This window comes from Rhodococcus sp. NPDC057529 (genome assembly GCF_042802055.1).
Classification (GTDB): domain Bacteria; phylum Actinomycetota; class Actinomycetes; order Mycobacteriales; family Mycobacteriaceae; genus Rhodococcus_F.
Genome location: NZ_JBHVEY010000005.1, coordinates 351606 through 366824, shown reverse-complemented (window position 1 = coordinate 366824; position 15219 = coordinate 351606). Strand labels below are relative to the sequence as shown.

Sequence of the window (15219 nt, the reverse complement as noted above, 5' to 3'; positions counted from 1 at the left end):
CGGTCCCCCGGTCTCAGCCGGCGGCGAGCGGCACGAGGGTGAAGTGGCCGACTCCGCGGGCCGCGGAGAACACCTCCCACGACATCGGCCCGCCGGGACCGCGACCCTCCCCGTACCGGAGGTCGAAGGCGGGGTTCACCGGCGCCAGCCGGTAATCGAAGAAGGCGTAGTTCGCGCGGAGCAGGGTTCGTGCCGGCTCGGAGGCCTCGGCGAGGCGTGGCACCAACCTGTCCTCGACCACCAACCCGCGGTCGGAGAACTCGTCGACGATCACGCATTCACAGAAGTACGCGAGTGTGCCGATCTCACCCGGAGACCGGACCGGTGCGTCCCCGACGAGCGTCCCGACCGCACGGCCGACCCGCTCGTAGTCCTGCGCGCTCGCCCAGTTACCGAAGATGGGTGGTGCCTCCCACGGAAGACCGCCCTCGACGTCGAAGTACACCGCGCCGGCGCCCAGCACGGCGAGCACACCGGCCAGCACGCCGACGACGGCGCGGTTCGTCGTGTCGCGGGCAGCCGTCCAATGGATGCCGGCGGCGAGGACGGCGAACATCGCCAGCGTCGTCGCGGGTGCCACGTAGTACCAGTGGTACGGCACGGTGTCGAGGACGACGTAGGCGGCGTAGTACACGGCGCCCGACAGTCCGAGCGCGAGCACCGCTCCCGGCACTGACACCGGCAGCGGTCGCGTCCGGTAGCGGGCGTACGAGAAGAGTGCGAGGAGAAGCAGGACGAGTCCGAGTGCTGCGGGCCCAAATGCGGCGACGGTCCGCCACGGGTTGGACTCGAAGTACATGATCGGGCCGGTGAGGTAGTCGAAGCCGCCCACGTCGGAGGCCTGGCCCTGCTTGATCAGGAAGGTGTCGGGCAGGGCCGAACCGAGGACGAGCCAGCTGAACAGGTACCACGGCGCGGCGATCGCGGCGAATCCGGCGACGACGCGACGCACCTGGCCGCGGATCGCCGGCGAGAGGGCCGCGATGACGAGAACGAACACGAGCAGGTCCAGACGCACCAGCGCCGCCGTACCCGCGGCCGCACCGAACCACGCGGCCCGGCCGTCGAGCGCGAACCACACCATCACCGCGACGGCCGCAGGGATCAACAGCACCTCGAGCCCGACCGCGGACAACACGAACGGGTTGAACACCACCAGCACACCCGCGAGCACAGCCCATGACATTCCGAGGCCGAGTCGCCGACCGATCCGGGCCAGCACCCACCCCAACAGTGCGGTGACCGCGACGTTGAGCATCCCGAGTGCGAGCAGCGGATCGCCCGGACCCCACAACCGGGTCAGGAACGTCAGCGCTCCGAGCACCAGCACATTCAGTGGGGACGTCGACGTGTTCGCGGTCAGGCCGTGCACGATCGCCCACTCGCCGTGGACCGCCAGGTTCCGGGCAGCCGACAGGCTGATGTAGGCGTCGTCGGTGAGGCTGCCGGACACGACCCAGAACAGCACGGCCGCCACCACCGCGCCGGAGACGGCGAGAATCGCCGGCGCCCGGTACGGGTTCGCGACCGGCGGCGGGGTGGACCGATCGAGCGGCGGGGTCAGCAATCCTGTAGACACCGCGACATCGTAGAGGGCAGGCGGAAACGCCGCGCAGCCACCGAACCCGAACGTGACGAGGTCGTGCGAGCGCCGAGTGTTTAGCGGCGCGGTTAGACGGGAAATCGACGGCGCAGGGTCGGAGGCGCAACCGGTGGCACATCCGGTCCAGGTTCCGCGGGTTGAGTCCCCAGGCCGCGGGACCGCCCGCCGCCGACGATTCCCGGCGGGCTACTCGCTGAATTCGCCCATTGCGGGCGACCATTCGCGGACCTGCACGTTCTCCACCAGATTCTCCTCGGCGAACGGATCGTGCGCGAACAGACGCGCAACCGCGTCCTCGTCCTCGGCGTCGACGATGAACAGCGCACCGTGGCCGCTCGCGAGAGGTCCGCTCGAGCGCATGATCTTGCGGCGGAGAAGCTCGGACAGCCACGCACGGTGCTGCGTTCGGTGATCGTCGCGAAGGGCCGACGTCTCGGGGCTGTACGTGTATTCCACGACGAACAGGGACATGTGGTCCTCGCTCAGCCGTGGTCGATGTAGGACTCGAGCTGGTCGCGTTCGGTCTGCAACTCGCCGATCCGGCTCTTCACCACATCGCCGATGCTGACGATCCCGACCAATTGGCCGTCCACGATCACCGGCAGGTGCCGGATCCGGCGTTCGGTCATGGTTTCGGCGAGACTGTCCACGGTGTCGGTCGGCAGGCAGGCGAACACCGACGTGGTCATGATGTCCACGACCCGCGCATTCAGGATGTCGGGGCCGCGTTCGTGGATGCGGCGCACGATGTCGCGTTCGGTGACGATCCCGACGACGGCGTCGTTCTCCGTGACCACCAGGGCTCCGACGTTGTGCCGGGCAAGTTCGCCGATCAGGGTGCTGACCGACATTTCCGGATCCACCGTCACCACGGCGGGACCCTTGTTCCGCAACACATCCGCGATTCGCATCTGGATACCCCGATCCCTGGGCTCTCCCACTGTCCGCCGACTCGATCATAGGCAGACTTCGAGCGTATGCCAGGGCTAATGGAGGTCTTGGTTTGGTTATCCACTCGTGACCGCCCCGTCTCGCGGGCTGCGCGCGCACCCGGAGCGCGGTGTTAGGTTGGCGCTGTGCCGATCACCGTGCTACTCGTCGACGACCAGGAACTGATGCGGATGGGCCTCAACATGGTGCTCGACGCCCAGGACGACATCACCGTCGTCGGTGAGGCGAGCGACGGCGCGGCCGCCGTCGCCGCGGTGCGCAAACTCGAACCGGACGTGGTGTTGATGGACGTGCGCATGCCGGTGGTGGACGGGGTGAGCGCGACCGCCCAGATCCTGGAGTCCGGGGTCGCGAGCCGTGTGCTGGTGATGACCACGTTCGACCTCGACGAGCACGCCATGGGTGCGTTGCGGGCGGGGGCCAGCGGGTTCCTGCTCAAGGACACCCCGTCGGAAGACCTGGTATCGGCCATTCGCAGTGTGGCCGCGGGGGATGCCGTGGTGTCGCCGAAGGTGACCCGGCGGCTGCTGGCGAGGTTCCTCGACGACGGTCCGGCGCCGTTGCGCGACCCGGAGGTCCTCGACGTGCTGACCGAACGTGAGCGGGAGGTGCTGCAGCTGGTTGCCACCGGGCTGTCGAACACGGAGATCGCCGCTCAGCTGTTCCTGTCGGAGTCGACCATCAAATCGCACGTGGGCCGGATTCTCACCAAGTTGAACGTCCGCGACCGGGTGCAGGCCGTGGTGCTGGCCTACGAGACGGGCCTGGTGCGACCCGGCTCGTAGGCCGGCGGGTGGGGAAGCGTACTGCGGTCAGACGGTGAAGGTGCCGACGGTCGGGACCACCGTGCACGTGACGGCGTCGGCATAGCCGACCGTGCCGAACATCGTCGCGAGAACCGTGCCCTTGCCGGTGTCGACGATCTTCGACAGCAGCGGGGTGCCCAAGATCGGCAGTGTGTCGTCGAGTTTCACGATGCCGCCCTGGAACGTGGTCAGGTTGATCCACGCGACGCTGAGTTCGGACGACTGCGGGATCGCGACGTAGGCGGGGATCGCCTGGAAGCGGAGTTGGTTCGCGCTGATCTGGGGGAACAGGTTCGGGCCGCCCTGTGCGCTGGCCAGCGTGACCGTCGCGGGCTTGTCGGCGACGCCGCACCCGAGGGTGGGGGAGGGGTACATGAAGTCCTGCGGCGTGGTGAGTCCGACTTCGAGCACGTCCTTCGGGATGAACACGCTGGCACCGAGAAGTGCGTCGACGGCGGCGGTCGCGGCGGGGGAGACCTCGGTGGCCAGCGCCTGCAGTTCGGCGGCGCCCTTTGCGAAGTCGGCGACCGGTGCTGCCGACGCCGGTCCCGAGGACAGCATGCCGAAGGCGGCTGCGGACGCGAGAACGATTGCGGCTCGGCGGAAGACGGTGGAACGAGTCATATCGGCTCCTCGTTGTGCGCGGGATCGGAAGACCCCCATCGCAGTGAACTGCATCATGTGCAGAGTCTCAATGTCAACTTGAGGGTTAGCATCGTGGCCGCTTCGATATCTGCGGCCGGGAGAAAAACGGCAATCTCGAACGTTGAACGATCAGACGGTTGACCCAGACCCTCGATGAACCGGCCGTCCGAAAGGGGGCGTCATGTACGCCGCACTGTTCCTGTTGTACGTAGTGGTGGAGATCGCCGCGCTCGTTCTGGTCGGTCACGCGATCGGCGTGCTGTGGACGGTGCTCCTCCTGCTCGGGGGAACGCTGATCGGACTGCTGCTGATGCGGTCGCAGTGGCGTCGTGTGATGGACGGACTGCGTCGGGCGGCGGGCGGCGACGGCTCCCCGGGGGCCGCGGTCGCGGACGGCGCACTCGTCGCGCTGGGCTCCGCCCTGATGTTCGTTCCCGGCCTCGTCACATCGGTGCTCGGACTGCTCTTCCTCATTCCGCCCACCCGGTGGGCCCTCCGGCCCGTCGTCGTCCTGCTGGCGGGACGCCGCGCCGCGACCCTCGCGGCCGGAGCCGAGGCGTTCGCGCGGGCACCCCGGCGCGGTCGCGGCGAGGTGATCGAGGGAGAGGTGGTCGACGAGGTCTTCGAGGGCGAAGTGATCGACGAGGACCCCCGAACACCGACCCGTGATCCCCGCGTTCTGCCCTAACAGGCAGACTGGTTGCCTGTGACTACACAACTGCTGGTCGGCGGCCGAATCTACAGTTCCTTTGCTCCAGACGCCACGTCGATGGCAGTGACCGACGGCGTCGTGTCGTGGGTCGGCGACGACCGCGCGGCCCGCGCCCTGCACCCCGGCGCCGAGGTGGTCGACCTCGGCGGCGCGTTCGTCACACCGGCGTTCGTCGACACCCACGTACACGTCACGGCGCTCGGCCTGAACATCGTCGGACTCGACCTGGTGGGGGTCGGATCGCTCCGCGAGTGCCTCGACCGGCTCGCGTCCTTCGCCCGCACCCATGCCGATGCGGTCATCTGGGGACACGGCTGGGACGAATCGGTGTGGCCGGAAGGCGCCGGCCCGACCACGGCGCAACTCGACGAGGCCGCCCCGGGACGCACCGTGTACCTGTCCCGGATCGACGTCCACTCGGCCGTCTGCTCGACGGCTCTGCGCCAGTCGGTTCCGGGTCTGAGCGAGGCCTCGGGGTTCTCGTCCGAGGGACCGCTGACCTTCGAGGCGCATCACGCCGCCCGCACCGTCGCCCGCTCGCTGCTGACGGCCGAGCAGCGGTCCGCCGCCCGCGTCGCCGCCCTCGACGCCATCGCCTCGCGCGGCATCGTCGCGGTCCACGAGTGCGGCGGACCCGACATCGCCGGACTCGACGATTTCCGTGAACTCCTCGCCACCCCGCACGGCGTCGAGGTCCGCGGCTACTGGGGTGAGGCGGTCACCGACGCCGACGAGGCCAGGAAGTTGCTCGACGCCACCGGCGCGCACGCGCTGGGCGGCGACCTGTTCATCGACGGATCCCTCGGCTCGCACACGGCGTGGCTCAGCGAACCCTATGCGGACCTCGACGGCGGCACCGGCAAGAGCTACCTCGGAGTCGACGAGATCGCCGCCCACGTGCGCGCCTGCACGATCGCCGGAATCCAGGCCGGGTTCCACGTCATCGGCGACGCGGCCGTCCGGGCCGCGGTCGACGCGTTCGCCGCCGTCGCCGACGAACTGGGCGGTCCCGCCGTCGCCGCCGCCGGGCACCGACTCGAGCACGCCGAGATGATGACCGGCGACGACGCGGCACGGCTGGCGCAGTGGGGTGTGATCGCCAGCGTCCAGCCCGCATTCGACGCCCTGTGGGGCGGCACCGACGGCCTGTACGCGCAGCGCCTCGGAACCGAACGCGCCCTCACCCTCAACCCGTTCGCCGCCGCCGCCTCCGCGGGGGTATCGCTCGCGCTCAGCTCGGACGCACCCGTCACCCCGGTGGAGCCCTGGGCGATGCTGCGCGCCGCCGTCCACCACCGCACACCCGGTAGCGGGATCTCCCCGCGCGCGGCGTTCTCGGCGGCCACCCGCGGCGCGTGGCGTGCCGGCGGGGTCCGCGACGGTCTCGCCGGGACGCTCGCTCCGGGCGCACCGGCGTCGTACGCCGTGTGGGATGCGGGCGAACTGGTGGTCAGTGCGCCCAAGGATTCCGTGCAGCGGTGGTCGACCGATCCCCGGTCCCGGGTGCCCGCCCTGCCGCGTCTCGAGGACGACGCGCCCACGCCGGTCCTGCTGCGTTCGGTTCACCGGGGGAGCGTCGTCCATGAGCGGTAGCACGACGGCACGCTGGACCACCGGAAAGCGTGGCGTGCTCGTGCGCTCCGTCCTGTCGGCGGCCGCCGGATTCCTCGTCTTCGCCGGATTTCCGCCCCGCCCCCTGTGGTTTCTCGCGCCCTTCGGCATCGCCCTGCTGACGCTGGTCCTCACCGGTGCCGGCGGCGCGGCACCGCGGCTGCGCGCGGGCTTCGGCTACGGCTACCTCGCGGGACTCGGTTTCCTCGTGCCGCTGCTCCCGTGGATCGGGGTGTTCGTCGGCGCCCTCCCGTGGCTCGCGCTCGCCGCGGTCGAGTCGCTGTACATCGGACTGTTCGGCGTACTCGCCGTGCTGGTCTCCCGGCTGCGCTGGGCGCCGCTGTGGATCGCGGCGTGCTGGTCGCTCACGGAATGGCTGCGGGCGAGCGTGCCGTTCGGCGGCTTCCCCTGGGGGCGGTTGGCGTTCGGCCAGTCGGAGGGCTGGTTCCTGCCGCTCGCGAGCATCGGAGGCTCCCCGCTGCTCAGTTTCGCCGTCGCGTTGACCGGCGCCGGACTGGCGTCCGTCGCCATGACGGTGCGGGCCCGGGCGGGCGGCGCCACGAACTGGCTGCGGCCGCTCGCGGGCGGTCTGGTCGCCGCCCTTGCCGCGACCGTCGTCTCGCTCGCGCTGTGGCCGACACTGCCGGGCATGGACTCGGGGGACCGGACGATCACCGTCGCCGCGATCCAGGGCAGCGTCCCCAAACTCGGTCTCGACTTCAACGACCAACGCAAACGCGTCCTCGACAATCACGTGAACCGCACCCTCGAACTCGCCGACGACGTCGCCTCGGGCGCGGCGCCGCAACCCGACCTCGTCATCTGGCCCGAAAACGCATCCGACATCGACCCGCTGCGCAACGCCGACGCCGCCGCGGACATCTCCCGCGCGTCCGAGGCGATCGGCGCACCCATTCTGGTGGGAGCGGTGCTCGTGAACTCCGACCGCACCACCACCAACTCGGTGATCGTGTGGGACGGCGATGCCGGTCCGCAGGAGCAGCACGACAAGAAGATCATCCAGCCGTTCGGCGAATACCTGCCGTACCGCGGATTCTTCCGGCACTTCTCCTCGTACGCCGACCGCGCGGGCAACTTCGTTCCCGGCGACGGCGACGGGGTCGTCCACGCGAACGGGATCGCCGTCGGCGTCGCGACCTGCTACGAGGTCGCCTTCGACCGGGCGTTCGAGCAATCGGTGCGCAGCGGCGCCGAACTCCTCGCCGTCCCCACCAACAACGCCACGTTCGGCGACACCGAGATGACCTACCAGCAACTGGCCATGTCGAGGGTGCGGGCCGTGGAGCACGGGCGCGCCGTCGTCGTGGCCGCCACCAGCGGTGTCAGCGCGATCATCGGACCCGACGGGTCCACAGTGCAGCAGACCCCACTCTTCGTCCCCGCGGCCCTGGTGTCGCAGGTGCCACTGAGCACCGGTACTACGCTGGCAAGTCGGCTCGGCCCGATTCCGGAGATTCTTCTGTGTCTCGGCGCCGTCGCTGCCGTCGCGTTCGCCGTGGTGCAACGACGACGCACCGTCAGCACACCGATTCACAGCAGTACCGAGAAGGCGCCGGCAGTTGCCGGCAGGGAGGATCCTCATGGCATCGGAGACCGATTCCGGGCAGAGCGGGGCACAGAGCGCACGGACTCTGGTGATCATTCCGACGTATGACGAGCGGGAGAATCTCGGCCCGATCGTGCGGCGCCTGCATGCGGCGCTGCCGCGGACACACGTTCTCGTCGTCGACGACGGCAGCCCCGACGGCACCGGCGACGTCGCGGACGCCCTCGCATCGAACGACGACGCCGGTCGCATCCACGTGATGCACCGGACGGAGAAGAACGGACTCGGCGCCGCCTACATCGCCGGCTTCCGGTGGGGCCTGGACCGCGACTACACCGTCCTCGTCGAAATGGACGCTGACGGCAGCCACGCCCCGGAACAGTTGCATCGCCTGCTCGACCAGGTCGATGCCGGCGCCGACCTCGTCCTCGGGTCGCGGTACGTGCCGGGCGGCACGGTGGTCAACTGGCCGAAGCACCGCGAGTGGCTGTCACGCGGCGGGAACATCTATTCCCGACTGGCCCTCGGCGTGAAGATCAAGGACATCACAGGCGGATTCCGCGCGTACCGCCGCGAGGTCCTCGAGAAGCTGGACCTGGCCGCGGTGGAGTCGCACGGCTACTGCTTCCAGGTGGATCTGGCGTGGCGGGCCATCCAGGACGGCTTCACGGTCCGTGAGGTTCCGATCACGTTCACGGAGCGGGAGATCGGCGAGTCCAAGATGAGTGGCGGGATCGTCCGCGAGGCCCTTCTCAAGGTCACCCAGTGGGGGTTGCGGAACCGGATCGCCAGGATCAAGGGCGTGGCAGCCAGATAGCGCTACGAGTACCAACCGCTGCCCCATTCCTTCGACCGAAGTAGTGGGGCAGTGCTGGGTTAGGTGCTCCAAAACGTGATACCCAGGGGTAAAGCGCCGCGCGTCCACATTCTGAGACGCCCTGAAACGGTTTGAACCGCACGTCCGATAGGAACCTGAAGCGTACTCCCGGGTAAGGTTCGGTTAATTCCCAGGTTCGCAGGTCACTATGAGTTTCTTGGGTGGCCGGTGGGTTCGTCCCACCGCCGGAGTGGGAAGAGGACGTACAAGGTGGTCGAAGCTGTGCCGGGTGGTGACGTGTCCGCCGTGGATCGTATTCCGGACGGTGCATTCCCACTCTCCACCGCTCAGCGGGGGATGTGGTTCGCCCAGCAGCTCGATCCCGACGTGCCCGTCAACATCGCGCAGTGCGTCGAATTGGTGGGTGCCCTCGACGTCACGCTGCTATCCGAGTCGCTGATCGCCGCAGGCCGCGAACTCGGCTCCGCGTTCCTCCGCCTCGTCGAGGTCGACGGAGTTCCCTATCAGCTGGTCGATCCGACGTTGGACGCGTCGGTCAGGTTCGTCGACCTGCGGCACGAGCCCGATCCGAGGGCGGCGGCCACGGAGTGGATGCGGCAGGAGTACACCACTCCGCTCGACGTGTACCGCGACCGGCTCGTCACCTCGGCGGTCCTGTGCACCGGGCCGGATCGTCATTACTGGTACAGCCGTGTCCACCACGTCGCGCTCGACGGCATGGGATCGATGACGCTCATCGACCGGACCACACAGCTGTACACGGCAGCCCTCGAGGGGCGCGCCGTGGCGCCGTCCCAGGCTGCCGCACTCACCGACGTCGCCCGTGTCGACGACGACTACCGGACGTCGTCGCGCTACGCCGCAGACCGGGGGTACTGGTCCGAGCGGGTATCGACGATCGGCGAACCGCACAGCCTCGTCGACCGGACGTCCCCAGCGCGGGCACGCAGCCGCACGACGGGCGGCCAGATCCCCGGCCCTCTCGTCGACCACCTCGGCGCCGCGACGGACCGCCACGACTCGTCGGCCGCGTTCGAAGTCATCGCCGCCTTCGCCGCCTACCTCGCCCGGATGACCGGACGCGAGGAGGTCGCCGTCAGTCTGCCGGTCACGGCGCGCACCACCGCGCTGCTCCGCCGCTCCGGCGGCATGGTGTCCAACGTCGTCCCGCTTCGCCTGCATGTGCGCCCCGACATGACGAACACCGATCTGGTGGCAGCGGTCCGGCTGGAAGTCACCGCGGCACTCCGCCACCAGCGCTACCCGCACATCGACATCCGGCGCGACGCGGCCGCCGAGCACCAGGGCTTCTACGGACCCCTGATCAACGTCATGCTGTTCCACGACGAGATCACCCTCGGCAGCATCGTCGGCCGACTCGAACTTCTGTCCACCGGTCCGGTCGCGGACCTCGCGGTCAACATCTATCACGGCGTCGCCGGAACCAGCCTCAACCTCGACCTCGAGGCCAACCCCGACCTGTACTCCGAAGACGTCCTCGACGCCCACCATGCCCGCTTCACCCGATTCCTCGGCGCCTTCCTCACCTCCGACACCGGCACGCCACGCCCGATCGGCGACCTCCCGATCCTCGACGAGGACGAACGCCGCAGCCTGGCGCCGGCCGCCGGGCGCGCCGGATTCGCACCGGTCACGCTGCCGGACCTGCTCGTCGGCGCCGTGCGCAGCAACCCGGACGGCGACGCCCTCGTCGCGCCCGGGCACGGGACATCCGACGACACCCTGAGCTACCGCGCCCTGGACGAGGCGTCGAACCGGCTGGCCCGCCTCCTGATCGACCTCCAGGTCGGCCCGGAGGTCATGGTGGCGCTGGCGTTGCCGCGGTCGCGGGAGTCGGTGTCGAGTGTGTGGGCGGTGGCGAAGACGGGAGCGGCGTTCGTTCCGGTCGATCCGAGCTATCCGGCTGACCGCATCGCGTTCATGCTGGAGGATTGTGGTGCGCCGATCGGTATCACGACGGCGGCGTTGCGGGAGAAACTGCCGGATTCGACACTGTGGCTGGTTCTCGACGACGACGAATTCGTGTCGGCCGCAGCCGCCTATCCGGCGGATGCGGTGACCGATGCCGATCGGACGCGGGCGTTGTCGGTCGATCATCCGGCGTATGTGATCTACACGTCGGGGTCGACGGGCCGGCCGAAGGGTGTGGCGGTCACGCACCGGGGTGTGGTGAATCTGGCGGCGGACGAGCGGGACCGTCTGGTGGTGTCGGCGGATTCGCGGGTGCTGCATTTCGCGTCGCCGAGTTTCGATGCCTCGGTGTTCGAGTTGGTGATGGCGGTGTGTGCGGGGGCGACCCTGGTGGTAGCGCCGACCACGATCTACGGTGGCACCGAGTTGGCGGAATTCCTTGCCGAGCAGTGGGTGACACACGCGTTCTGCACGCCGGCGGCGTTGGCGTCGCTCGATCACCGCGGTCTGGACCATCTGCAAACGGTGGTGGTGGCGGGGGATGTGTGCCCGCCGGAGTTGGTGGCGCGGTGGGCGCCGGGCCGGATCATGGTCAATGCGTACGGCCCGAGTGAGACCACGATCATGTCGTCCGCTACCGGACCGATGGCGCCCGGGCAGTTGGTGAGTATCGGGTCACCGACCGTGGGTGTCGACCTCGTCGTCCTCGACCATCGGTTGCGTCCGGTCCCGGCCGGGGTGCGCGGTGAACTCTACGTCCTCGGCTCCAGCTTGGCTCGCGGGTACGTGCATCGGGCCGGGTTGACGGCGGAGCGTTTCGTGGCGAGCCCGTTCGGCACCGGCGCGCGGATGTACCGCACGGGGGACGTCGTCCGCTGGGTGACCGCCCCGCACGGGCCTCCGGTCCTGGAGTTCTTGGGCCGCAGTGATTTTCAGGTCAAGATCCGCGGGTTCCGGATCGAATTGGGTGAGATCGACGCCGCGTTGGCTGCGCATCCGGCGGTGGAGTTCGCGCACACGGTCGGCTATGACGACGGGAGCGGGAGCAGTCGCCTGGTTTCCTACGTGCTGCCGACGCCGGCAACAGATCTCGAGACCCGGGTGTTGTCGGAGTTCGCCGGAGAGCGTCTTCCCGGGTACATGGTGCCGTCGTCGATCATGGTGCTGGATTCGCTGCCGCTGACCCCGGCGGGCAAACTCGACCGCAACGCCCTGCCTGCACCGGTATTCGCCGCACGCTCGGCCGACATCGTGCGCCCGAGAACGGTCACCGAGGAGATCCTTCTCGGAATCTTCCGCGACGTCCTCGGCGTGCCCGACCTGAGCGTCGACACCAGCTTCTTCGACCTCGGCGGCAACTCGTTGACGGCCACCCAGGTCGTGTCCCGGGTGAATGCCGCCCTCGGCGTGCGGATCGGGGTCCGGGACCTCTTCCAGTCGCAATCGGTGTCGCAACTGGCGGTCGCGGCGGCGAACACCGGCCCGCGGGCCGACTCGCGTCCGGTGCTGGAGCCGCGGGAACGACCCGACCGCGTGCCCCTTTCCGTTGCGCAGCAACGCATGTGGTTCCTCAACCAGTTCGACACGGCGTCGCCCGCGTACAACCTGCCGATCGCCCTGCGTCTCACCGGCGCACTCGACCGGGACGCCCTGCGATCGGCACTCGGCGATGTCCAGGAACGGCACGAGGCGCTGCGCACCATCTTCCCCGACACTGCGGACGGTCCCCACCAGTTGGTCGTGCCCGTTCTGAGCGTGCTGGCCGAGACGGATCCGATCGACGTCGACGCGGAGTCACTCACCGCCGCGGTGACGGCCCTCGGCGGTGCAGGATTCGACCTCACCACCGACACGCCGCTACGCGCCGGGCTGTTCCGGGAGGCGCCCGACCGGCACGTTCTCGTCCTCGTGGTTCATCACATCGCCGCCGACGGCTGGTCCATGACGCCGCTGGCTTCCGACGTGATGCTCGCGTACGCGGCACGTGCGGCCGGTCACGCGCCCGCCTGGGCGCCCCTCCCGGTGCAGTACGCCGACTACAGCCTCTGGCAGCGTGAACTCCTCGGGTCGGAGGACGACCCGAACAGCCTGTCCGCCAGGCAGATCGACCATTGGCGGTCGGTGCTCGCCGGAGCGCCCCAGGTGATCGAACTGCCCACCGACCGGACCCGGCCCGCCGAGATGTCGCACCGAGGTGGCCGCGTCGAGTTCACGATCCCCGCGGACGTCCACCGGGGTCTTGCGGATCTGGCGCAGAGCACCGGCACCACGCTGTTCATGGTCACCCACGCAGCCCTCGTGGTGCTGTTCCACCGGCTCGGCGCCGGACCGGACATCGTCATCGGGACCCCGGTCGCCGGACGCGGCGAGGAAGCGCTCGACCACCTCGTCGGCATGTTCGTCAACACCCTGGTGCTTCGCGCGACCGCCGAGCCGGGCGACACGTTCGAGGAGGTTCTCGACCGCGTCCGCGACGCCGACCTCGCCGCATTCCAGCACGGCGACGTCCCCTTCGAGCGCCTCGTGGAGGTGCTCAGCCCCACCCGGTCGTCCGCGCACCATCCGCTGTTCCAGGTCATGCTCTCGTTTCAGAACACCGCGCCGACCGCCGTAGCGCTGTCCGGCCTCGAGGTCGCGGCGACAGAAATCGACGTCCACGTTGCGAAATTCGACCTCCAGTTGACCGTCACCGAACGGTTCGTCGAAGCGGGCACGCCGGATGGTCTCGCGGCCGGTTTCGATTACGCCACCGATCTGTTCGACGAGTCGACCGTCGCGTCGATGGCCGAGCGATTCGTGAACCTGTTGCGCTCGGTCGCGACATCCTCCGCGACGGCGGTCGGTGATCTGCCCCTGCTCCACGCCGCCGAACGCGACCGTCTTCTCGGCACGTGGAACGACACCGGGCACCACGTGCCTGCGATGTGTCTGCCCGAACTGTTCGACGCGCAGGTGGCTCGCACCCCGGATGCGGTGGCGGTGGTGTTCGGCGACGTCACGCTGTCGTATTCCCAACTCGATTGCCGCGCGAACAGTCTGGCGCGCTATCTGATCGACCGCGGGGTGGGACCCGAAACCCGTGTCGGGCTGGCAATGCGGCGCTCACCGGATCTGGTGGTGGGCATGTACGCGATCGTCAAGGCCGGCGGTGCCTACGTGCCGGTCGATCCCGATCACCCGACGGACCGGATCGGGTATGTGCTCGACTCCGCACAGCCCGTCTGCGTCCTCACGACCTCGGCCGACCGCAGCGCACTCCCCGCGGGTTCGTCGTTCGTCGAGATCGATCGGATCGTGCTGGATTCCTGTTCCGGCGAACGCGTCACCGACTCCGACCGACTGGCACCGCTCCGCCCCGACAACCCCGCGTACGTCATCTACACCTCGGGCTCCACCGGCCGGCCCAAGGGGGTGTCGGTGCCGCACCGCGGGATCGTCAATCAGCTCCTGTGGATGCAGTCGGAGTACGCGCTCACCGAACGGGACGTGCTACTGCAGAAGACCGCAACCACTTTCGACGTATCGCTGTGGGGTTACTTCTGGCCGCTGCACACGGGCGCCACGATGGTGCTGGCCACCCCGGACGGTCACCGCGACCCCGAGTACCTCGCTCGGGTCATCGACGAGCAGGGTGTCACGGTCACGGACTTCGTGCCCTCGATGCTCGACGCCTTCGTCGCGTCCGTGCCGACCACCTCGTGCGCCACTCTGCGGAACGTCTTCGTGATCGGCGAGGCGCTGCCCCCGGAGACCGTCACGCGATTCCGGGCGCTGTCCGATGCCGGACTGCACAACCTGTACGGGCCCACCGAGGCGGCAGTCTCGGTCACGTACTGGGACACCGCGACCACGGTCACCGGCACGGTGCCGATCGGCGTGCCCGAGTGGAACACCCAGGTGTACGTTCTCGATTCGCGTCTGCATCCGGTTCCCCCCGGCGTTGCCGGTGAGCTCTACCTGGCGGGCGAGCAGCTGGCCCGGGGATACCTCGGCCGCGTCGATCTCACCACGGACCGGTTCGTGGCCAATCCGTTTACCGCCGGCGTGCGTATGTATCGCACCGGCGACCTCGTGCGATGGACGTCGGCGGGTGCACTCGAATACATCGGGCGCACCGACTTCCAGGTCAAGTTCCGAGGGCAGCGCATCGAGCTCGGCGAGATCGAATTCGTGCTGCGGGCGCAACCGTCGGTCACCAGCGCCGCCGTGCTGGTCCACTCCGATCCCGGCACGGGCGATCATCTCGTCGCGTACGTGGTGCCCGAGCCGGGACACGACCTCGATACCACGCGACTTCGCGAGTGCATCGCCGCGTCCCTGCCTGCGTACATGATTCCGGCGGCCCTGATGGTCGTCGACGAATTCCCGCTCAATACCAGTGGAAAGCTCGATCGTCGGGCGCTGCCCGCACCCGAATTCGGTGGTTCCGCCACGGAGTACGTGGCCCCGCGCACGCCCGTCGAGGCCCACCTCGCGGTGATCTTCGCCGAAGTCCTCGGTCTCGACCGTATCGGCCTCCGGGACAACTTCTTCGACGTCGGCGGTAACTCGCTC

The 15219-nt window shown here is 69.0% G+C and carries 10 protein-coding genes (1 of these 10 cut by a window edge); 6 read left to right on the top strand and 4 right to left on the bottom strand.

All coding sequences use genetic code 11. The annotated features are described in order from the left end of the window. Window positions 1–13 precede the first annotated feature (13 nt). From ACFU5V_RS12455 to ACFU5V_RS12445, 3 genes are all read right to left on the bottom strand, one after another. Complete coding sequence (locus tag ACFU5V_RS12455) at window positions 14–1579, bottom strand: hypothetical protein (protein WP_378433243.1); 1566 nt, start codon at window positions 1577–1579, stop codon at window positions 14–16. 210 nt (window positions 1580–1789) lie between these two features. Further along, the gene (locus tag ACFU5V_RS12450; protein WP_378699457.1) at window positions 1790–2074 is read right to left on the bottom strand and encodes a YciI family protein; all 285 of its coding nucleotides are present in this window, start codon (window positions 2072–2074) and stop codon (window positions 1790–1792) included. 11 nt (window positions 2075–2085) lie between these two features. Next, window positions 2086–2514, bottom strand: a complete 429-nt coding sequence (locus ACFU5V_RS12445; protein WP_378433245.1) for a CBS domain-containing protein — start codon at window positions 2512–2514, stop codon at window positions 2086–2088. 165 nt (window positions 2515–2679) lie between these two features. Here ACFU5V_RS12445 and ACFU5V_RS12440 point away from each other — a divergent pair, with 165 nt between their 5' ends. Continuing rightward, on the top strand, window positions 2680–3339 hold the full coding sequence (locus ACFU5V_RS12440) for a response regulator transcription factor (protein ID WP_124393470.1): 660 nt from the start codon (window positions 2680–2682) through the stop codon (window positions 3337–3339). Between the two features lie 27 nt (window positions 3340–3366). On the opposite strand, the gene ACFU5V_RS12435 is transcribed toward ACFU5V_RS12440, so the two are convergent. Further along, on the bottom strand, window positions 3367–3984 hold the full coding sequence (locus tag ACFU5V_RS12435) for a hypothetical protein (protein WP_378433246.1): 618 nt from the start codon (window positions 3982–3984) through the stop codon (window positions 3367–3369). Window positions 3985–4186: 202 nt separating this feature from the next. Here ACFU5V_RS12435 and ACFU5V_RS12430 point away from each other — a divergent pair, with 202 nt between their 5' ends. The 5 genes from ACFU5V_RS12430 to ACFU5V_RS12410 all read left to right on the top strand — a co-directional run. Further along, entirely contained in the window at window positions 4187–4693 is a 507-nt protein-coding gene (locus tag ACFU5V_RS12430) for an FxsA family protein (RefSeq protein ID WP_378699455.1), read from the top strand. 12 nt (window positions 4694–4705) lie between these two features. Beyond that, complete coding sequence (locus tag ACFU5V_RS12425) at window positions 4706–6310, top strand: amidohydrolase (RefSeq protein ID WP_378699453.1); 1605 nt, start codon at window positions 4706–4708, stop codon at window positions 6308–6310. Next, on the top strand, window positions 6300–8003 hold the full coding sequence (gene lnt / locus ACFU5V_RS12420) for an apolipoprotein N-acyltransferase (RefSeq protein ID WP_378699451.1): 1704 nt from the start codon (window positions 6300–6302) through the stop codon (window positions 8001–8003). The genes ACFU5V_RS12425 and lnt overlap by 11 nt, the downstream gene beginning before the upstream one ends. Further along, window positions 7930–8712 carry a polyprenol monophosphomannose synthase gene (locus ACFU5V_RS12415; RefSeq protein ID WP_378699449.1) on the top strand — a complete coding sequence of 261 codons (783 nt, stop codon included), beginning with the start codon at window positions 7930–7932 and terminating at the stop codon, window positions 8710–8712. Before lnt ends, ACFU5V_RS12415 begins: the two co-directional genes overlap by 74 nt. Before the next feature lie 270 nt (window positions 8713–8982). Next, on the top strand, window positions 8983–15219 hold the beginning of the coding sequence (locus ACFU5V_RS12410) for a non-ribosomal peptide synthase/polyketide synthase (RefSeq protein WP_378699447.1). Its footprint extends 24810 nt past the window's final position; only the first 6237 of its 31047 coding nucleotides appear in the window; its start codon is at window positions 8983–8985; the stop codon falls past the right edge of the window.